Source organism: Arthrobacter russicus, from assembly GCF_031454135.1.
GTDB lineage: Bacteria > Actinomycetota > Actinomycetes > Actinomycetales > Micrococcaceae > Renibacterium > Renibacterium russicum.
Map to the genome: position 1 here is coordinate 570,324 of NZ_JAVDQF010000001.1, position 20,053 is coordinate 590,376.

Below are 20,053 nucleotides of genomic sequence, written 5' to 3' on the forward strand. Positions count from 1 at the left end.
CTCAACGCTCGACTGGGTTAAACCGGCTCTTCGTAGCGCGGGAAGATCGGCGCCGGCGCCGGCAACGGGGTGCCCGGGACCAAGGGCGCCTCGATCGCGGCAAAATCGCGGGCCCCTTCCGCACCGGAGACGCCCAGCACGTCGAGCAGTTTCCCGGCCGACGTCGGCATCACCGGCTGGATCAGCAGGCCGACGATCCGCAGCACCTCGAGCGTCACATAGAGCACCGTGGCCATCCGGTCCGGATCGGTTTTGCGCAGCACCCAAGGCGCCTGCTCCGCGAAGTAGGCATTGGTCTCGCCCAGCACGGTCCAGATCGCCTCCAGTGCACGATGGAATTCCTGCACCTCGTAACTGGCCCGATTGGCCGCGAGCAAGCCTTGGGCTTGGGCCAGGATCGCACGGTCGGCGTCGCTGAACTCGCCGGGCGCCGGCACTTCGCCCCCGCAGTTCTTGGCCACCATGGACAACGAACGCTGTGCCAGGTTGCCGAGGTTGTTCGCCAGGTCCGAATTCATCCGGCCCATGATCGCTTCATGGCTGTAGTTGCCGTCCTGGCCGTAGGAGACTTCGCGCAGGAAGAAGAACCGCACCGCGTCCACACCGTATTCGGCCACCCAGTCCGCCGGGGCCACCACATTGCCCAGGGACTTGGACATCTTCACCCCGTTGTTGAACAGGAAGCCGTGGATCATCACGCGTTTGGGCAGCGGCAATCCCGCACTCATCAGGAATGCCGGCCAGAAGATCGCGTGGAACCGGGAAATGTCCTTGCCGATGATGTGCACATCCGCAGGCCAATACTTCCATTGGGCCGAGTTTTCGTCCGGGAAACCGGCGCCGGTGAGGTAGTTGGTCAACGCATCGACCCAGACGTACATCACGTGCTTGTCGTTGCCGGGTACTGGAACCCCCCAGTCGAACGAGGTCCGGCTGATCGAGAGGTCTTGCAGGCCGGACTTGACGAAGCTGATCACCTCGTTGAACCGATAGCGCGGCGCGGCGAATTCCGGTTGCGCTTCGTAGAGGGCCAGGAGTTTGTCCTGGTACTGGGACAGCCGGAAAAAGTAGGATTCCTCTTCGGTCCAGGTGACTTCGGTGTCGGTTTCTTTGGCGTAGCGCACGCCGTCGCCGCGCAGCTCGGTCTCTTCTTCGGTGTAATAGGCTTCGTCCCGGACCGAGTACCAGCCGGTGTACTTGTCCAGATAGATGTCCCCGTTGGCCTCCATCCGCCGCCAGAGTTCCTGCGAGGCCAGGTAGTGCTCCGGCTCGGTGGTGCGGATGAACCGGTCGTAGCTGCTGTCCACCAGATCGTGCACCGCACGGATCGCGGCGGAATTCCGGTCTACCAGCTGCAACGGGGTCAGTCCCGCTTTTTCCGCCGCCTGCTGCACCTTGATTCCGTGCTCGTCGGTGCCGGACATGTAGAAGACGTCGAAGCCGTCCAAGCGCTTGAACCGGGCCAGGGCATCGGCCGATACGTATTCGTAGGCATGGCCGATGTGCGGGACACCGTTGGGGTAGGTGATCGCGGTCGTCAGGTAGTACGGCGTCTTAGTCACCTAATGAAAGTACCCGTCGTCGGATGCCTTGTCGAAAGATGACTTCACGACCGGTGCCGGCTAGCCCTCCAGATCGACTTCCCGGGCGGTGCTGGCGTCGATCGCCTCCCGGACCGAATCGAGCACGGCTTGCGGAACCGCACTGTCCACGGTGAGCAAGCAGAGCACCTGGTTGCCGTCCTGGGCCCGGGAAACCTGCATTCCGGCGATGTTGATGCCGTTCTCCGCGAGGATCCCGCCTACCGTGCCGACGACTCCCGGGCGGTCTTGGTAAATCAGGACCACGAGGTGCTCGCTGATCGGGATCTCGACGTCGTAGCCGTTCACCCCGACGATCTTTTCGATCTGCTTCGGCCCGGTGAGGGTCCCCGCCACCGAGATCTGCGATCCGTCGGACAACGCACCGCGCAAGGTCAGCACATTCCGGTAGTCCGCGACTTCCTCGGTGGTGATCAGCCGGACATTGATGCCGCGTTGCTCGGCGAGCACCGGGGCGTTGACATACGAGACCTGCTCCGAGACCACATCGGTGAACACACCCTTGAGCGCCGCGAGTTCCAGCGCCTTGACGTCCTTGCCGGCGATTTCACCGGCCACCTCGACGTCGATCTGGGTCACCGAGGCGTGGGTCAGCGCGGTGAACACCCGGCCGAGCTTCTCGATCAGCGGGATGCCGGGGCGGACTTCCCGATCGATCACGCCGCCGGCCACATTGACCGCGTCCGGCACCAATTCGCCGGCAAGCGCCAGCCGCACCGATTTGGCCACCGAGACCCCGGCCTTTTCCTGGGCCTCTTCGGTCGAGGCACCCAGGTGCGGAGTGACCACCACGTTGTCCAGGCCGAAGAACGGCAGATCCGTACTGGGTTCCTTGACGAAGACGTCGATGCCGGCACCGGCGATCGCTCCGGATTGCAAGGCGTCGAATAGCGCAGCTTCATCGATCAAACCGCCACGGGCGACGTTGATAACGTAGGCGCTGTTTTTCATTTTCCGGAACGCCTCAGGGCCGATCATGCCAACGGTCTCCGGGGTTTTCGGCATGTGGATCGTGATGAAGTCCGACTGTTCCAGGAGCTCGTCCAAGCTCACCAACTGGACGCCGAGCTGGGCGGCCCGGGCACTGGTGACATAGGGGTCGTAGGCCAGGATCTGGGTTTCGAAAGCTTGCAACCGCGCCGTGATCAGGGCACCGATCCGGCCCAGGCCGATGATGCCGATCTTCTTTTCGTACAGCTCGGTTCCGGTGTACTTGGAACGCTTCCACTCCCCCGCTTTCAGCGCGGCGCTGGCCGCCGGAATATGCCGGGCCAGGCTCAGGATGTGGCCGACCGTGAGCTCGGCGGCGGAGACGATGTTCGACGTCGGCGCGTTCACCACCATGACTCCGGCTTGGGTCGCCGCCTTGATGTCCACGTTGTCCAGGCCGACGCCGGCCCGGGCGATGACTTTGAGTTTCTTCGCGGCCGCGATCGCCTCGGCGTCGACCTGGGTGGCCGAGCGGACCAGGATCGCGTCGACGTCGGCAATCGCGGCAAGCAGTTGGGATCGGTCCGCACCGTCGGTGTGCCGGATCTCGAAGTCCGGGCCCAAGGCCTCGATGGTGGCGGGGGAAAGTTCTTCGGCGAGCAGAACAACGGGCTTGGTCACAAGAGGTCCTCAGCGGTCAGGCGGATTGGCTATGTCGAGTGTATTGATATGGCAGAGGCCGAGCCCACAGTGTTACGTGCAGACCCGGCCTCATTGCCGTACGTTCCGTGCTTTGCCGCTGGCTAGCGGGCTACCGAACCCTCGGTGTAGTCGTCGTCGTTCTGGATCCAGGAGAACAGCTTGCGCAGTTCCCGGCCGGTGGTCTCGATCGGGTGCTGTTCGCCCTGCAGCCGCAGCGCCTTGAACTCCGGCGCGCCGGCATCCTGGTCGTCGATGAAACGCTTGGCGAAGGTGCCGTCCTGGATGTCCTTCAGGACGGCTTTCATGTTCTCCTTGACGTGCGGGTCGATGACCCGGGGGCCGGAGACGTAATCGCCGTACTCAGCGGTGTCGGAGACGCTCCAGCGCTGCTTCGCGATGCCGCCTTCGACCATCAGGTCCACGATCAGCTTGAGCTCGTGCAGCACCTCGAAGTACGCGACCTCGGGCTTGTAGCCGGCCTCGGTGAGGGTTTCGAAACCGTACTGGATGAGCTGCGAAGCACCGCCGCAGAGCACCGCCTGCTCCCCGAACAAATCGGTTTCGGTCTCTTCGGTGAAAGTGGTCTTGATCACGCCGGCACGGGTACCGCCGATCGCCTTGGCGTAGGAGAGCGCCAACGCCCAGGCATTCCCGGAGGCGTCCTGCTCGACCGCGATCAAGTCCGGCACGCCGCGCCCGGCCTCGAATTCCCGGCGCACGATGTGGCCCGGGCCCTTGGGCGCGACCAGTGCGACGTCGACGTCGGCCGGCGGCTGGATGTAGCCGTAGCGGATGTTGAAGCCGTGGCCGAAGAACAGCGCGTCGCCGGCTTGCAGGTTCGCGGCGATCGAGTCGGCGTAGACGTGGCGCTGGACCTGGTCAGGGGTCAGCACCATGATCACGTCCGCCTCGGCGACCGCGTCCGCGACGTTGAGCACGCGCAGGCCCTCGGCCTCGGCTTTGGCGCGGGATTTCGAACCTTCGGCCAAGCCGACGCGGACGTCGACGCCGGAATCGCGCAAGCTCAGTGCGTGCGCATGGCCCTGGCTTCCGTAGCCGATGACGGCAACGGTGCGACCCTGGATGATGGACAGATCGGCGTCGTCGTCATAAAACAATTCAGTCACGGTGTGGTGCTCCTCAGTGTGTATTCGTGCAGCAACTATTAGTTAGCGGGTAGTCGACAGGATTTCAGGCGCTTCGCAGCGCGCGGTCGCTCATGGAACGGGATCCCCGTCCGATGGCCAGCGTGCCCGACTGGACGATCTCGCGCACGCCGAATGGCTCCAGCACATTCAAAAGCGCGGTCAGCTTTTCCGGGTGGCCGGTGGCTTCGATGATGAGCGAATCCGGGGAAACGTCCACCACTGAAGCTCGGAACAAGTCTGCGGCTTGGGTGACCTGCAGGCGTGTTGCCGCATCTGCGCGCACCTTGACCAGGATGTGGTCGCGTTGCACGGAAGATTCGGTGACCAACTCGACGATCTTGATCACGTTGACCAGTTTATTGAGTTGTTTGGTCACTTGTTCAATCAGGTCGCCTTGGGCATCCACGACGACGGTCATCCGGGAGACTCCGGCGACCTCGGTGGGCCCGACGGCGAGCGAGTTGATGTTGAAGGCCCGACGGGCGAACAGGCTGGCCACCCGGGTCAGAACCCCGGGTTTGTCTTCAACCAGAACGGAAAGCGTGTGCCTGGTCATGCTCAGTCCTCCTCTTCCCACTGCGGGGTCAGGTTGCGGGCCACTTGGATCTGGTCGTTGCTCACGCCGGCCGGGACCATCGGCCACACCATGGAGTTCGGGCTGACCACGAAGTCGATCACCACCGGCCGGTCATTGATCTCCAGTGCCTTCTGGATCGTGGCATCGATGTCTTCGTCCCGTTCGCAGCGCAGACCGACGCAGTCGTAGGCTTCGGCGAGCTTGACGAAGTCAGGCACCCGGATGGTGTCGTGCCCGGTGTTCAGGTCGGTGTTCGAATAGCGGCCCTCATAGAACAGGGTCTGCCATTGCCGGACCATGCCCAACGAGGAGTTGTTGATGATTGCGACCTTGATCGGGATGTTGTTGATCCGGCAGGTGGCAAGTTCCTGATTGGTCATCTGGAAGCAGCCGTCCCCGTCGATTGCCCAGACCACCCGGTCCGGTTCGCCGACCTTGGCGCCCATCGCGGCCGGGACCGAGTAACCCATGGTGCCGGCTCCGCCGGAGTTCAGCCAGGAATGCGGACGCTCGTACTTGATGAACTGCGCGGCCCACATCTGGTGCTGCCCCACGCCTGCGGCGTAGATCGCTTCCGGACCGCTCAACGCGCCGATCCGCTCGATCACCCGTTGCGGCGCGGAAAGCCCGTCCTCCGGTTCGGTCCAGCCCAGCGGGTAGGTGTTGCGCAGATTGTTCAGGAAAGCCCACCATTCGGTGAGGTCCGGGGTGCCGGATTCGGCGAACTCGGCAGTCACCGCCTCGGTGAGATCCGGAATGATCTCCTTGACCGAGCCCACGATCGGCACATCGGTGGCCCGGTTCTTGGAAATCTCCGCCGGGTCGATGTCCGCATGGATCACTTTGGCACCGGGCGCGAAGCTGGAGAGCACACCGGTCACCCGGTCGTCGAACCGCGCGCCGAGCGTGATCAGCAGATCGGATTGCTGCAATGCGGTGACCGCGGAGACCGAGCCGTGCATACCGGGCATGCCGACGTGTTGCTGATGCGAATCCGGGAAGGCACCGCGGGCCATCAGCGTGGTCACCACCGGCGCATTGGTCAGTTCCGCCAAGGCCCGCAATTCGACCGAGGCATGCGCTTTGATCACGCCGCCGCCGACGTAGAGCACCGGCCGCTTCGCCGCCGCGATCAGCCGGGCGGCTTCACGGAGCTGCTTCGAATGCCCGCGGAAAACCGGACGGTACCCGGGCAGATCGATGGTCGGCGGCCAGGAAAAGGTCATTTGCGCCTGTTGCGCGTCCTTGGCCACATCGACCAGGACCGGCCCGGGCCGTCCGGTGGAGGCCAGGTGGAACGCCTCGGCGAGCACCTTCGGGATCTCGTTCGGATCCGTCACCAGGAACGAGTGCTTGGTGATTGGCATCGTAATGCCCACGATGTCCGCCTCTTGGAACGCGTCGGTGCCGATCACCCCGGAGGCGACCTGGCCGGTGATCGCCACCAGAGGCACCGAGTCCATATGCGCGTCCATGATCGCGGTGACCAGGTTCGTCGCCCCGGGGCCGGAGGTGGCGATGCAGACGCCGACCTTGCCGGTGACCATTGCGTAGCCTTCGGCCGCGTGCCCGGCGCCCTGCTCGTGCCGGACCAGGACGTGGTTCATCGCCGAGGCCATCAGCGGGTCGTAGGTCGGCAGAATCGCACCACCGGGCAGGCCGAAGATGTCCTGCACCCCGAGTTCTTCGAGGGATCGCACGATCGCCTGTGAACCGCTCATTGGCTGCGCGGGGATGACCCGGTTGGGTCCCTGGACTTGGGACACCACCGAAATCGACGACGTTTCCGCTTTGGTCAAGGGCGCGCTGCCCGGTTCCGCGGCGCCGTTGCGCTGTCCAGTTCCGCTGGGTTTGGCCGCAGGGTGCGGCTTGTTGGCCATCAGCGCCGGGCTGACGGTCGGACCTTTGCTCATGGGGCTCTTCCTTCGTTTTCACCGCAACGGTGGCCGCTGCGGTGATCCGGTGTCGCACGGTAAATCTAAAAGTTCAATGCATACCCTGTTGTGGAAACGAAAAAACCCCTCCAGCCGGTAGGCTCTGCGAGGGGTTTGCGCGTGCTATGCAGCTCGGACTGTTGCCAGCCGGACGGTTTGCCTTGTGGGCTACTCCGTCACGCGCCTGGTAAGTACGACGAGAATTCCGATCTGCATAGCTGCAAGTTTTCCCGGCTGGCCCCCGGGTGTCAACTGGACCACCCCTTGTCTCACGATATGGACATAGAGTCCAGTTAGTGGACGCTCACTGACTCGTGGAGCGTACGTCAGCTCAACATTGCCCTTTGAAAGTGGAGCCGGAGCGTTCCAGCTCCACTTTGCAGGTTAGATGTTGAGCTGACGTCTTGAGCTCAACCGCAGTAGGCTCCCTCGGAAGCCGAGTGGACCAGCTTCGCATATTTCGCCAGCACGCCCTTGGTGAAACGGGCCGGCAACGGCTGCCAGCCGATTTTACGGGATTCGAGTTCGGCTTCGTCGACCAGCAAGTCGAAGCTCTTGTTCGGGATGTCCACCCGGATCCGGTCGCCGTCGCGCACGAAGGCGATCGGGCCGGCGTCGACGGCTTCCGGCGCCACGTGGCCGATGCACAGGCCGGTGGTGCCGCCGGAGAACCGGCCGTCGGTCAGCAGCAGCACGTCTTTGCCCAGACCGGCGCCCTTGATTGCGCCGGTGATCGCAAGCATTTCGCGCATGCCGGGGCCGCCCTTGGGCCCCTCATAACGGATGACGACGACGTCGCCGGCCTTGATCTCGCCCGCTTTGAGTGCTTCCAAAGCACCCTGCTCGCGCTCGAAGACCCGGGCCGGGCCCTCGAAGACCTCGGCGTCGAAGCCGGCGGTCTTCACCACCGCGCCGCCCGGCGCCAGCGAACCCTTGAGCACGCTCAGGCCGCCGGTCTTGTGGATCGGGTTGTCCAGCGCACGCAGGATCTTGCCGTCCAGATCCGGCGGATTGATCGCTTCGAGGTTTTCGGCCAGCGTTTTGCCGGTCACGGTCAGCGCATCGCCGTGCAGCAGTCCGGCGTCGAGCAGCGCCCGCATGATCACCGGCACCCCGCCGACCCGGTCGACGTCGTTCATCACATAGCGGCCGAACGGCTTCAGATCGCCCAGATGCGGGATCCGGTCGCCGATCCGGTTGAAATCCTCAAGCTGCAGGTCGACTTCGGCTTCGCGGGCGATCGCCAACAAGTGCAGCACCGCATTGGTGGAACCGCCGAAGGCCATGGTCACCGCGATCGCGTTCTCGAACGCCTCTTTGGTCATGATGTCCCGGGAGCGGATGCCACGGCGGAGCAATTCCACCACGGCCTCCCCGGAACGGTGCGCGAACATGTCGCGTCGGCGGTCCGCGCTGGGCGGAGCGGCGGAGCCGGGCAGCGACATGCCGAGCGCTTCGCCGATGCAGGCCATGGTGTTGGCGGTGTACATGCCGCCGCACGCGCCTTCGCCGGGACAGATCGCGCGTTCGATCCGGTCCAGATCGCCGACCGACATCTTGCCGGCGGCACAGGCGCCCACGGCCTCGAAGGCATCGATCAGCGTGACGTCTTTTTCGGTGCCGTCTTCGAGTTTCACCCAGCCGGGCATGATCGAGCCGGCGTAGAGGAACACGCTCGAGACGTTCAGCCGCGCCGCGGCCATCAACATGCCGGGCAGGGATTTGTCGCAACCGGCCAGCAGAACCGAGCCGTCGATCCGCTCGGCCTGCATCACGGTTTCCACCGAATCCGCGATGACTTCGCGGGAGACCAGCGAGAAATGCATGCCTTCATGGCCCATCGAGATGCCGTCGGAAACCGAAATCGTGCCGAAAGTCATCGGGAATCCGCCACCGGCGTGCACACCCTCCTTGACCGCTTTGGCGAGCCGGTCGAGGGAGAGGTTGCAGGGGGTGATCTCGTTCCAGGAACTGGCTACGCCGATTTGCGGCTTGGCGAAGTCTTCGTCGCCGAAGCCGACCGCGCGGAGCATGCCCCGCGCTGGGGCGGCGGCGATGCCGTCGGTGACGATCCGGCTCCGCGGTTTGATGTCTGGCTGATTGCTGGTCTCCACGCTCATAGGCCGAGTCTATGACTGCACGGGGCAGTGCGCGAAAGTGTCCACGAAACGGACCGTTCCATGACGCGCCAGCCGGCTCAGTCGCGGTAGAAGCCGGGCCGGACCAGGTTCTGCGGCCGCTCCCCCAAGGCGAAAGCGTTCAATTGCTGTGCCAGGAATCTGCCGATCCGACGCGGGAAAGCCGTGGAGTCGCCGCCCAGATGCGGAGTGATCAAAGCGTTCGGCGCTTGCCAGAGCGGGTGCCCGGCCGGCAACGGTTCCGGATCGAAGACATCGAGTGCCGCGTGCAGGCGTCCACCGACCACCTCCGCTGTGATCGCGGCTGAATCGACGACGGCGCCACGGCTGACGTTGACCACCAAGGCCCCGTCCGGCAACCGGGCGAGGAACTCGCGGCCGATCAGCGAGTCGGTTTCCGGGGTCAACGGCACGATCACGATCACCACATCGTGTTCCGGGGCGAGTTCCAGGAGTTCCGCGAAGCCGTGCACGGTGCCCGCAGCGTCCTCGCGGCGGGACCGGCCCACCCGGGTGAGCTCCACCTCGAAAGGCTCCAGCCTGCGTTGGATTTCCCGGCCGATGCCTCCGACGCCGATCAGCAGCACCTTGCGGTCGGCCAACGAGCTGCGCCGTTCGTGCCGCCAAATTTCATTCCGTTGATCCCGGGCCGCGATGTCCAAGCCGCGCAGTGAACTCAGCACCAGCCCGACTGCGAGCTCCGCCGTCGAGGCCGCATGGACCCCGGCTGCGGAACAAATGGCGACCTCCGGCCCGGCGAGCTCGGGCACGCCGTCGTAGCCTGTGGTCTGGGTCTGCAGCAGCTTCAGATTCGGCAACTTCGACAGGGGTTCCTTGAGCGGTGCGGGCGAACCCAGGTATGGCAGCACGACGGCGTCCACTTCGTTCAAGGGCAAGCCGGCGGGCTCCGCGACGAAGCGCCAAGCGGCGGCACGGATTCCCTGCGGCAGCGGACCGAGCGAATCCAACAGCTCCTGACTGGGCAAAAGGACGTTCCGGATCACGGTAAGCTTGCTCACCAGCAGCACTTTAGCGGTTCACACCGCCGGTGTCGCCGGGCAGCGGCTCCGATTTCACAGCGGACCCAAACCCGTGTAGTATTACATGTCGTTGCGGATCACAGAATGACTGCGAAAACAGTCCGAAAGTGACCGCAATAGTATTGCACCTCTAGCTCAACTGGCAGAGCAATTGACTCTTAATCAATGGGTTCCGGGTTCGAGTCCCGGGGGGTGCACAACGGAACGGCTCCGATCGCAGAATTTCGGTCGGGGCCGTTTTTTGTTGCGCTTGGACTTTATTCGATCCCGGCGCACAGCGGTGGTCCGGCTCTGATTGCAGCGCATCGGAGTCGCCAGCGGTCGAATATTTCGCGCTCATCCGTCATCGGTCTTTCGCCCGCTTGCTCGCTAAGCTTGTTGGCATGACGAGTTCGGACAAGGCCATTTACGTGATCTGGGCTATTGGCGCGATCATTCTTGGCATTGTTTCGATGATCGCTGGAGTCTGGTTGACCGCTATCGCAATGGGTCTGCTCGTGATCTCTTGCTGGCTCAGTTACCGGAGCGCCCGGAAGAAGGCCGCTCAACGATCGTAGGGCCAACCGGCCCTTCTCCATCGATCTGCTATTCCGGGCCGAGCCAGCTCGCGGCATTCAGTCCAGCGAAGACCCGGTGATCCCCCTGCAGGTTCTGCACTCATTGCTCCTACCTTTGCCTGGACCGTGGATCAATTCCTTGCCCAACGTTTTTGTGACTGGTAGTTTCAAATTGGGTGCTGGGAACAGTCAACCTATTTCGGACGTCAATCAACGCCCGGTCTGGGCGTCCAATACAGAAAGTTGGGGAACAATGAAGTTCACGAAATCTGTACTTTCCAACTGGTCCCGAAAAGCAGCGCTCGGGGCTGCTGCAGGTGCGCTGCTCAGCGCTACACTCGTCGCAGCACCAGCCCAGGCCGCCAACGGCGGCTACTGCTCCAAACAAGTCATCAACTTGGCAGCTGACGGAACTTACTACGCAGTGCCGGCCGATTCCAACTTCAATGTGCTTTGCCGATTGGATCAGGGCGCGAACTCGGTTGCGGTGAAAGCGTTGCAAGCCGGGTTGAATGGGCGCTGCGCGGTCAGTGCTGGGCTTGCCGTGGATGGCGCTTTTGGCCCGGCGACCCGGGCGGCGCTGGTAAGAGCCCAGCAGAAGTTCGGAGTCACGGCTGACGGAATCTACGGGCCGAACACGGCCAGAGTTTTCAAATGGACCAGCGGTAAAGGCAATTGCTACTCCTCCGGTGCTTGACCGAGGTGAGTCTATTCCGCTCATCACGCGACCCCTGGCGGGGTGAGCAAAAACTGAGTCCGGACGATCCACACCCCGCAGGAGCGTCCGGGTTCAGTCACATCACGGCTCTTTGGTTTCCCCGACCAAGCTGAGTTGATGACTCGCGCATGGATTTTTCCGGTTGCTGGTGGCGTTGTCGGAATTTTCCTGGCCATTTTCCTTTTGGTCCTCACTATCAGCAGACAGCAGCTTGAGCTAGCTTTCTTCACGGTCCTCATGTCCATGCCTGCTGCCTACTACCTGAGAAGAGGACTTCGGCTGAGGCTCGAGGAAAGGGCTTCCGAAAGCTAGCCTGCCCATGGCGAGCTATATTTTGAGGCAACGGTCCGTGACTACACGCAGCCCGGCGGCCTGCCCCTGGCGAGCCACGGCCTCGTGCCAGGAGCCCAGCTGCAGCCAGAGCGCCTTGGCTCCGATGGCTGCTGCTTCGGCCAGGACGCCGGGAAGAGCGTCGTGCTTGCGGAACACATCGACCAGATCCACCGGTTCCGGGGTCCCGCCGGCATGCAACGCCCTGGTGCGGAAACCGAAACTGCGCTCAGCCACTAGGCCACGACCAGTTCGACGTCGGCTTGGCGCGCGGCGTCGGCCTCGAGTTCTCTGACGATCGGCAGGATATCCCTCCCGAAGGTGGCCAGCTCCTCCTGGAAATGCAGATAGCAGGTCAACAGGAGGTTCACGCCGCGCTTCTTGTACTCCACAATGCGGGTGGCGATCTGTTCCGGAGTGCCGATCAGCTGGGTTTTGAACCCGTCGTTGTACTGGATCAGGTCTTCGAAGGACGAATCCGTCCACATGCCCTTGCCGTCTTTGGTGGCAGGTCCGGCTTCCTGTACGGCGTCCCGGAACCCTTCGACCGCTGGTTTGTGCGCCTTGGCCACAATCTCGCGCAGCGTTTCGCGGGCCTCCTTTTCAGTATCCCTGGCGATCACGAACCCGTTGAGCCCGAAACGAGGCCTGCGGCCCAGCGGCACTGCTGCCGCCAGCACTCCGCTGATATTCTCGCTGAAGCCGTCGAGGTCTTTGCCATTGGAGAAATACCAGTCAGCGACCCTGCCCGCGGTGGCCTGGGCCGCGGTCGAATTCCCACCGAAGAAGATCTCCGGATGCGGCCGCCCGGCAACCGCCACGGGTGCCGGTTGCAGGGTGAAGTCCGCGATGTTGTAGTACTTCCCAGTGTGCGAGAACCCCTTCTCGGTCCAGAGCCCACGCAGAACCCGGATGAATTCCTCGGTCCGGACATAGCGTTCGTCGTGCACCAACCACGGCAGGCCGAAATTCACGAATTCGGCCTTGAGCCAACCGGAAACGATGTTCACCGCCGCCCGGCCGTTGGAGAGGTGGTCGGCGGTGATCACGAACTTCGCCAGCACGCCCGGGTGCCACATTCCCGGGTGCACCGCGGCAATCACTTTCAGCTTCTCCGTGGCCGCCAGCAAAGCCAGCGAAAAGCTGGTGGCTTCGTGTTGTTTGTCCGCCCCGTAGGAAGCGGCGTAGCGGGTCTGGGTCAGCGCGTACTCGAAGCCGCTCCGTTCCGCGATCCGGGCCAATTCCCGGTTGTAGTCGAAGCTCCAGTCGGTGCGTTGCTCGATGGTGCTGACCACCAGCCCGCCGGAGACGTTCGGCACCCAATAGGCGAACTTGAGCGGAGTGGAAAGGTCTACTTGGTGCTGCGTCGGACTGTTCATGCGCTCCCCCTCGAATAGTGTTTCGAAGCCGCCCCGGCCATGCCGACGGCGGACCTTTCATTCACTAAATGCCCCGTTGCCGTTCCGGGCAACCGTTCGCGTCGCACGAATTCATCTGGCGGAACAAAAGACTCGCGGAGTCACAAATCCTCATCTGGGATCAGTCGTGGGCCGATTCTTCTTCGGCCGTGCGGATCAGCCGCTCCGAAGGCGGAGCGGGGTCCACCGCAGCAGCGTCGGGCCGCAGTTCGCTCGTCGGCGATTCTGCGGCAAGTTTCGGCGTCGGCTGCCAAGCGACCTCCCGGGTGCCGGTAACCCATTTGGCCACCGCCATGAGCGGCCCCAGGGTGTCGACGATGCCGGCGAACGGAGTGGCGAGCAGGACCAGGACATGGTCCCGGAGTTTCTGCCTGCCGGTGAGCCCGGCATACCGCAGGTTGTAAAACAGGCCGAGCTGGGTGCCGGCCATCCAGAGCAGGAAACCGGCCACACTGACAAAGCTGTAGGCCGTGATCTCCGGCGCGTCGAAGTGCAGGTTCCCTTCGCCTGCAGAGTCCAGCGCCAGATTGGCCAGGCCTGCGGCATTGGCGCTGAGCGCCAGCAAGGAGACCGGGAAACCCAGCGCATAGGTGAAGACCCGCAATCTGATCACGATGTTGATGTGCCAGCGATCCCGGCGGGAAAGCCGGAGCCAATTCTGTTCCCGACGGACGTGGGCCAGGGCTTGCAGGGCACCGAAGACCCAGCGTTCTCGCTGCTTGTAGGCGGCTTTCAAGCTGAACGGGGGCTGTTCGATCATTTCGGCGTGATGCCAGCCGAAGACCTCGGATCCGAAACGCAGATAGGCGGCTAAGCCGAAAATCAGGTCTTCCGCGATCAGGGCCGATCCATTGAGCGTCCCGATGTCCCAACCCAGTTGGTTCTCCAGATCCTGGCGCACTACCAGGTTCGAGCCGTGCAAATGGAGGGGCGGCGGGCTGGTCATCACCGAAAAGCACTCATGGCAGCCAAACGGGCGATTCGATTCCATGGCTTTGTTCAGGAGAGTGGTCTGGCGCCAATCCAATCCGTAGGAGATCATGCCCTCCGAGATCCCCACCGGGTGCAACGCGAGTCGATGCACCAGACGCGCCAAATTCTCCGGAGTGAACACCGATTCTTCATCGTAGTGAACCACGTAGCAGTCTTGGGGGTCCGCCCGATGCTGTTCCACCAGGTACTCCAGGGCGCGGGCTTTGAGCTTGGTGCCTCGCGGGGTTTGATAGTCGCCCGGCAGCAGAAAAGGAACCACCGGGATGGGCGCGCTGCGATACCGTTCCGCAAGGAGTTGGACTTCGTCCGGGACTTCGGTGATGACTTCGATCCGGACGACGCCGGCGAGCACCGGGAACCGGCGAACACCCTCGATTGCTTCGTCGATTCCCCGCTGGACCACGGTGACCGCGCCGCCCTTGGTGGTGATCTGGATCAGGAACCGATGCGTGTCGCCCCTGCTCGCTGCCTGTTTCAGGGCGATCCGAAGATCCCCGTTGCTGAGCTTGGCCCGGGAAACGTGCCCGCGCACCGATGCCCTGATCACCATCCACCAGAAATAGAGATAGGTTGCCATCAACAATCCCGTGGCGGCAAAGAGGAACCAGCCGAGCGGGCTGAGTGCGGGCACCATACCTAGCATGCCTGCCACCGGCGCAGAAATTCACAACAAATCTGGGAAACCATGGACTTCCCCATCAAAAGCAGCGTCCTTTGGACAAGGCGAACTTTTCATTGCAAGGCAACCCGCTTGATCTTGATAATCATTATCAGGATCCTATGCGGCGGAGCGCCTCGGAGATTTTGGAAAGATTCTAGAAGACGTCAGCAGTTTAGCCAGAAAGCGTGATTTTGGGAAGAAGTTTGATGTCTATGTTTTCAGCCGTAAGCATTTTCGATGATATAAATGATCATCATTTACATTATTATTTTAAAACACTCTCATTATCATGAGTGCTTGCCGCCAACCCGATACCCGGTTGAACTTTCAACCGAGCCTCAGTGGCCGCGCCCGTGCCCGCCGCCCTTATTGCCGTGTCCGCCCTTGCTCCCGCCATGACCACCGCTGTTTCCGCCATGCCCGCCCTTATTGCCGCCCTCGCCGCGCAGGTTCTGCATCAGCCGTTGGAATATTCCTTGCTTTTTATCGCTGGACATACTTACTCCCTCATTGATCGAACTCTCAGACTAAGCGGCCCCGCTGAGCGTATCCTGTGTTTCACCGCCTACCAGATTAATATCGGACAATTATTCTCCACAGTCACAGCCAAAGTTCATCTAGACGCCATGGACAGTGCGCTTCACGGCCGGAATACTCACTGATATGAAGAAAATCATGAGCGGTATTTTTGTCACCGGATTCATCGCCACAGCCATCACGTTGACCGGTGCCCCGCAGGCGAATGCCTGGGGAACGTCCGGCCACAATATTGCAGCCGGCCTCGCCGAATCCCGGCTGACCCCGACCGCAAAACAAGAAGTCGACCGGCTGCTCGCCGGCGAATCGAAGCCCACGCTTTCCGGAGTGTCCACCTGGGCCGACCAGATCCGGTCCGATGGCTCTGCTCTGGGCAAGGAATCCGGAGCCTGGCACTACGTCAACATCGCGGAGAACAACTGCAGCTATGATCCTGCGGTCAACGGGAACAACGGCTCCAACATCGTCGAGGCGCTCCGCAACCAAACCGCGATTCTGGCGGACCGCACGCAGTCAGATGCTTCGCGCAACCAGGCGCTGAAATTCGTCGTCCACCTCGCCGAGGACATCGCGCAACCGATGCACGGCGGATACGCCCGGGACCGCGGCGGCAACTCGACGAATGTGACCTATCTCGGCAGCAAAACGAATCTGCACTCGGTCTGGGACAGCCGGCTGCTTGCCGCAGGCAAAAAGAGCGATGCCACCTATGTCAAAGAGCTCACGGCGCAGCCGACGCCCGCACTGGGTTCCACCGATCCGGCGGCTTGGGTGAAGGAAAGCTGCAACATCGCGGTCAGCCCCGGGGTCTATCCGGCGAATTCCACGATCGGCAACGAGTACACCGCCAAGTATTTGCCCGTGGCCGAAAACCAACTCAAAATGTCCGGTGAACGATTGGCCCGGCTGATCAACACCGCACTGGCAAACGGCTGATCGTTTCAAACTCCTGCGAGGACCGACAAAGCCCCGCCGACGACGACCGTGAGCAGCCAGCCGGTTGAGGCGACCAGGATTCGGCGCTCCGCCGCGGCCCACTCAGGGCCGCGGCGGAGCGCCCGTTGGCGCAGATAGAAACAGACCGAAAAACCCAAGGTGCCAGCCGCGGTCAGCAGCAATCCGGAGATTTGGAGGATGCCGGGCAGCTGCCCTCCGGGCTCGTGCACCAAGAATCGCCAAGCGAAGATGTCGACCACGATCATCGAAACGATGGTGCGCCACCAGGCCATGATGGTGCGCTCGATTTGCAGCCCCGGGTCCCGGGGCGCTGCAGATCCGGCCAGGCTCCCGCTCATCGCCAGAAAAGCAAGACCAGAAACGCGATGGCGGAAACGCCTACGACGCCTGCCATGCCCAGCAACACCCAGGAGTGCGGCAGATCCTCGTTGTTCCGCATCGCCTTTTCCTGCGCAGCCCAACGCCGGTAGGCGACGAACGCCAGGACGCCGCTGAACACCGCGAGCAGTACGCACAGCGCCGTGCGCAGTTGCACCGGGTTCAGCGCCGAAGCCAATTGGTTCACCGCCACCGCCCCGGCGAGCAACGCCAGCGCAGTTCGCACCCAGGCCAGGAAAGTCCGCTCGTTGGCCAGCGAAAACCGATAGTCCGGGCGCTCCCCGGTAGTACGCCAATCTGGCTTTTTCATCAGAAACAGTTCCTCTTCGATCCCATGGATCCACCCCGTCCAGCCAACCGGCATCCGATCAGAACCATCGAAGCTTCCAGGTCATCATTCAAACACGCGCGGCTGGGCAACCGACTCAGCGCGGGAAAAGCATCTGGGGATGGAAGTAAATGGAAGTAACTCGCAAGCTTTCCTTAGTCGGCCCCACCCCCGGTCTGCCCCTGTCATCGGACACTCGGCACACCGTCCTGGAAGGGATCGAAGGCCGGGTCTAGTCCCGGATCTCGATCCCCAACCGCTCCTCGAGCAGCCCGGGAACCGTCCAGTCGATGGTGACCTGTCGGCGTGTCTTGGGATCGTAGATGGTGGTTTCATCAGGGTGCGGCAGCTGCTCCCGGTAGTTCAACAGCGCTTGGCCGCGAGTGATGTATCCCCAAGGGGTAAGAATGAGACGGGGCAATTCGTAGGTTTTCATTGTCTACAGTCTCTCTTGACGAACCTGGATGATTGCTTTGGGCATCATGATAGCTTGCTGCGAAGCAACCGGCTCAGATTCATGATCAGGCGTGCCTCGGACCCCCGGCCTGGAAACCCAGGCGACGCTGATGCTATTCGCCGGCCCGGAACCAGGATCAACTCCGGCGCAACCGCCATTCTTCGGCCAGGATCGCATAGATTTCCAGATCGGCCCACGCGCCCTTGAACCGAAGACTGCTCAGATGGCTCGCCTCATGGCGCATTCCCAACCGCTCGGCGAGCTTTGCCGAGGCATGGTTCCCACCGTTGATCCGCGCAATCACCCGGTGCAGGCCCAGTTCCCCGAACGCCAGGTCCAAAAGCGCGGAGCAGGCTTCCGAGGCGTAGCCCCGGCCAGTGGCTTCCGGGTGGAATACATAACCGATCTCGCCGGCTCGATGTTCTGCCGAATGGAAAAACAGCACGACGTCGCCGATCAAGCTCCCCGATTCGGCGGACTCCACGCCCAAGGTGAGCGCTTGGGCTTCTCCGGTGAGCGCCGTCCGGGCGAAATCACCGGCCAGCCGCTGGGCCAGCACCGCTTCGTCCATCGGTTCGAAGGGCAAGAACCGGCAGACTTCCGCATTGCCCCGATACGCCAGCAGAGCCGGGGTGTCCTCGGGCCTCAGCGGCCGCAATCGCAACCGGGGAGTCTTGATAGGGTAATCCGGACGTAGCTGCACCCCCTGATTCTGCCAGGTCCGCAGCCGGGCAGGTCAACCGGCCGAAAGAATCTGGTCCGCGGCCCGTTCCGCCAAGGTCGCCGTGGGCGCCCAGATGAAGCTGCCCGGGATCCGGTTGAACGCCGAAGCATCGACCACCCGCAGTCCAGAGGTTCCCCGCACCCGGTGTTTGGAGTCCAAGACCGCCATCGGGTCACTCGCCGCCCCGATCGGGTTGGTGCACGAACCGTGGTGTCCGAATTGCTCTTTGCGGATGTAATCGGTCAGATTGGCCGACGTCCCGGGCGCCACTTCGACGCCGAACAGACCCGCCCGTTTGTTGATCCGGCGGGCAACCTCGATCCCCTCGGAAATGGCAGCAATGTCATAAGCACCGTTGCTGCCGTCGTCGAAGGACTGTTTGTTAACAAACGGTGTGTCCAACGGATCCGCAGAACGCAGCCGGACATAGCCCTTGCGGCTCTGCGAATATGCTTTGACCACAATCCAGGTCAGGTACTGGGACGGGGTCTGCAACGCCGTGTCCACCCAGCCGGGCCGGAAGTTGTAGAACTCCCCGAAAACGCCCAAAAGCGCCACCTCCGGACGTTCCGATCCGGCGGAGTAGCGCCGTCGCAGGTAGAACGGTGCGCCGTTGCTGCCGTATACCGAAGCAGTCCCGCCGGCTTGCCAACCGGTCATGCAGACGACGTCTTCCGGGCCTCCGGTGAGCGTGCATCCTGCAGTCAGGCTCAGCGGCCGGTCCAACCGGGTAACCACGGTGGCCTCATTGCGATCCTGGAAATTGCTGCCGACGCCGGGCAACGGGACTTTGACTTCGATGCCCTGGCTGCGCAGCTGTTCGGCCGGCCCGATGCCGGAAAGCATGAGCAGCTGGGGCGAGTTGTAGCATCCGCCGGCCAGGATGACCTCCTTGCGCGCCCGGATGGTGCGGCGCAGCTTGGCGCGGGTCCCCTCGCTCGGGTTGCCGGCGTCGGGATCCGCCGAGTACAGATGCTGGCTGGCCAAGTACTGTACGCCCACGGCTTTCTGCGCGCCGTCGGGGGCGCGTTCCAGGAGCACCTTTTCGGCGAGCGCGCCGTTCAGGATGGTCAGGCCGGGGTTCTTCGCGGCCGCCGCGAGCAGCCGTTCACGCGGGCCGATGCGCCGGCCGTTCCGTGAGTTCTGCGGTGTGAGGTAAGCCCCTTGGGCGCTCTGCGAAGTGTTGAGGTAGGAGTTCGGGTCCGGGCCGATCTTGACCGCGGCCCCCTGCGGCAACAACGCGTTTTCTGCTTCGAAGGAGGCCAGCAGCCGGGCGACTTGGTCGTCGGTGGCCGCGCGCAGCGGGGTGACCTGTTGCAATGGCTGCCAAGACAGCACCTTTTCCCAATACCCCCACATCGTTTCCGGGTCGAAGGACGCATCTCCGGTGAGATTCTGCAGATAGCTCCAGTCGCCGGGGCTCGCGTTGATGGTGACCATCGCGTGATGCGCGGAACACCCGCCGAGGGTTGCTGCCCTCGGGTAAAGCACGCCGTCTTTTTGCGGCACGAACTGCCCGCCGTGCGCTGCTGCGTCGGCATAGTGCCGGACGAAGTAGTCCCAACGGATAGCGGGGTCGGAAACCGTCCTCGGCCAAAGTGCCGGCACGTCGTAATAGGTGCTGTTCCCCTGGTCCGGCCCGGCTTCCAGGACGACGACGGCGTAGCCGGCCTCCGCCAACCGGGCAGCCACCGGGGCACCGCCGGGTCCGCTGCCGACCACGATGTAGTCGACTTCGCTCGGCGGATTGGCGGCATCGCGCACCGCCATGGGCTGCGGCAAACCGAAGGCGCCCAGCGGCAAGGCACCCAGGGTCATCCCGGTCAGGACATTGCGTCTGGTCAGATCGTTGGTTCCGGTCACATCATCGGCCATGGTTCCATCTCTCGAAAGGATCGGTGCTCAGCGTTGGAGCCAGGTCAGAA

The 20,053-nt window shown here is 63.0% G+C and carries 18 protein-coding genes, 1 tRNA gene and 1 pseudogene; 4 read left to right on the plus strand and 16 right to left on the minus strand.

The window, feature by feature from the left end:
- Positions 1–17: 17 nt before the first annotated feature.
- The 7 genes from metG to JOE69_RS02685 all read right to left on the minus strand — a co-directional run bounded on the left by metG (position 18) and on the right by JOE69_RS02685 (position 10,052).
- On the minus strand, positions 18–1,562 hold the full coding sequence (metG, locus tag JOE69_RS02655; RefSeq protein WP_309795879.1) for a methionine--tRNA ligase: 1,545 nt from the start codon (positions 1,560–1,562) through the stop codon (positions 18–20).
- 60 nt (positions 1,563–1,622) lie between these two features.
- Entirely contained in the window at positions 1,623–3,212 is a 1,590-nt protein-coding gene (gene serA / locus JOE69_RS02660) for a phosphoglycerate dehydrogenase (RefSeq protein WP_309795881.1), read from the minus strand.
- 122 nt (positions 3,213–3,334) lie between these two features.
- Positions 3,335–4,360 carry a ketol-acid reductoisomerase gene (gene ilvC, locus JOE69_RS02665; protein ID WP_309795883.1) on the minus strand — a complete coding sequence of 342 codons (1,026 nt, stop codon included), beginning with the start codon at positions 4,358–4,360 and terminating at the stop codon, positions 3,335–3,337.
- 64 nt (positions 4,361–4,424) lie between these two features.
- Positions 4,425–4,937, minus strand: a complete 513-nt coding sequence (gene ilvN / locus JOE69_RS02670; protein ID WP_296363524.1) for an acetolactate synthase small subunit — start codon at positions 4,935–4,937, stop codon at positions 4,425–4,427.
- 2 nt (positions 4,938–4,939) lie between these two features.
- Positions 4,940–6,871, minus strand: a complete 1,932-nt coding sequence (locus JOE69_RS02675; RefSeq protein ID WP_309795885.1) for an acetolactate synthase large subunit — start codon at positions 6,869–6,871, stop codon at positions 4,940–4,942.
- A gap of 431 nt (positions 6,872–7,302) precedes the next feature.
- Positions 7,303–9,012 carry a dihydroxy-acid dehydratase gene (gene ilvD, locus JOE69_RS02680; RefSeq protein ID WP_296363526.1) on the minus strand — a complete coding sequence of 570 codons (1,710 nt, stop codon included), beginning with the start codon at positions 9,010–9,012 and terminating at the stop codon, positions 7,303–7,305.
- A 77-nt stretch (positions 9,013–9,089) separates the two neighbouring features.
- Positions 9,090–10,052, minus strand: coding sequence for a 2-hydroxyacid dehydrogenase (locus tag JOE69_RS02685; protein WP_374709736.1), 963 nt, complete (start codon positions 10,050–10,052; stop codon positions 9,090–9,092).
- 142 nt (positions 10,053–10,194) lie between these two features.
- On the opposite strand from JOE69_RS02685, the gene JOE69_RS02690 reads away from it, so the two are divergent.
- The 3 genes from JOE69_RS02690 (at position 10,195) to JOE69_RS02700 (ending at position 11,324) form a co-directional block, all read left to right on the plus strand.
- Positions 10,195–10,267: transfer RNA gene (locus tag JOE69_RS02690), tRNA-Lys, on the plus strand.
- A 186-nt stretch (positions 10,268–10,453) separates the two neighbouring features.
- Positions 10,454–10,627, plus strand: a complete 174-nt coding sequence (locus tag JOE69_RS02695) for a hypothetical protein (RefSeq protein ID WP_309795890.1) — start codon at positions 10,454–10,456, stop codon at positions 10,625–10,627.
- A 139-nt stretch (positions 10,628–10,766) separates the two neighbouring features.
- Positions 10,767–11,324, plus strand: a complete 558-nt coding sequence (locus tag JOE69_RS02700; protein ID WP_309795892.1) for a peptidoglycan-binding domain-containing protein — start codon at positions 10,767–10,769, stop codon at positions 11,322–11,324.
- A gap of 351 nt (positions 11,325–11,675) precedes the next feature.
- On the opposite strand, the pseudogene JOE69_RS02705 reads toward JOE69_RS02700, so the two are convergent.
- From JOE69_RS02705 to JOE69_RS02720, 4 genes and pseudogenes are all read right to left on the minus strand, one after another.
- Positions 11,676–11,858 (minus strand): annotated as a pseudogene (locus tag JOE69_RS02705) (CoA-binding protein); the annotation flags it as partial.
- A 53-nt stretch (positions 11,859–11,911) separates the two neighbouring features.
- The gene (gene sfnG / locus JOE69_RS02710) at positions 11,912–13,054 is read right to left on the minus strand and encodes a dimethylsulfone monooxygenase SfnG (RefSeq protein WP_309795894.1); all 1,143 of its coding nucleotides are present in this window, start codon (positions 13,052–13,054) and stop codon (positions 11,912–11,914) included.
- Between the two features lie 160 nt (positions 13,055–13,214).
- Positions 13,215–14,717: a glycosyltransferase family 2 protein gene (locus JOE69_RS02715; protein WP_309795896.1), complete on the minus strand. Its 1,503-nt coding sequence runs from the start codon at positions 14,715–14,717 to the stop codon at positions 13,215–13,217.
- Between the two features lie 368 nt (positions 14,718–15,085).
- The gene (locus tag JOE69_RS02720) at positions 15,086–15,244 is read right to left on the minus strand and encodes a hypothetical protein (protein WP_309795898.1); all 159 of its coding nucleotides are present in this window, start codon (positions 15,242–15,244) and stop codon (positions 15,086–15,088) included.
- Between the two features lie 178 nt (positions 15,245–15,422).
- Between JOE69_RS02720 and JOE69_RS02725 the strand changes: the two genes are divergently transcribed.
- Positions 15,423–16,220 (plus strand): S1/P1 nuclease, encoded by a 798-nt coding sequence (locus tag JOE69_RS02725; protein WP_296363537.1) that lies wholly within the window; start codon positions 15,423–15,425, stop codon positions 16,218–16,220.
- Positions 16,221–16,225: 5 nt separating this feature from the next.
- On the opposite strand, the gene JOE69_RS02730 is transcribed toward JOE69_RS02725, so the two are convergent.
- From JOE69_RS02730 to JOE69_RS02750, 5 genes are all read right to left on the minus strand, one after another.
- Complete coding sequence (locus JOE69_RS02730) at positions 16,226–16,579, minus strand: DUF202 domain-containing protein (protein WP_309795901.1); 354 nt, start codon at positions 16,577–16,579, stop codon at positions 16,226–16,228.
- Complete coding sequence (locus tag JOE69_RS02735) at positions 16,576–16,929, minus strand: YidH family protein (protein ID WP_296363539.1); 354 nt, start codon at positions 16,927–16,929, stop codon at positions 16,576–16,578. Before JOE69_RS02735 ends, JOE69_RS02730 begins: the two co-directional genes overlap by 4 nt.
- A 250-nt stretch (positions 16,930–17,179) precedes the next feature.
- Positions 17,180–17,383: a hypothetical protein gene (locus JOE69_RS02740; RefSeq protein ID WP_309795904.1), complete on the minus strand. Its 204-nt coding sequence runs from the start codon at positions 17,381–17,383 to the stop codon at positions 17,180–17,182.
- 157 nt (positions 17,384–17,540) lie between these two features.
- Entirely contained in the window at positions 17,541–18,107 is a 567-nt protein-coding gene (locus tag JOE69_RS02745; RefSeq protein WP_309795906.1) for a GNAT family N-acetyltransferase, read from the minus strand.
- A 33-nt stretch (positions 18,108–18,140) separates the two neighbouring features.
- A complete protein-coding gene (locus JOE69_RS02750) occupies positions 18,141–20,003 on the minus strand; it encodes a GMC family oxidoreductase (RefSeq protein WP_309795909.1) in 1,863 nt (620 codons plus the stop codon).
- Between the last annotated feature and the right edge of the window lie 50 nt (positions 20,004–20,053).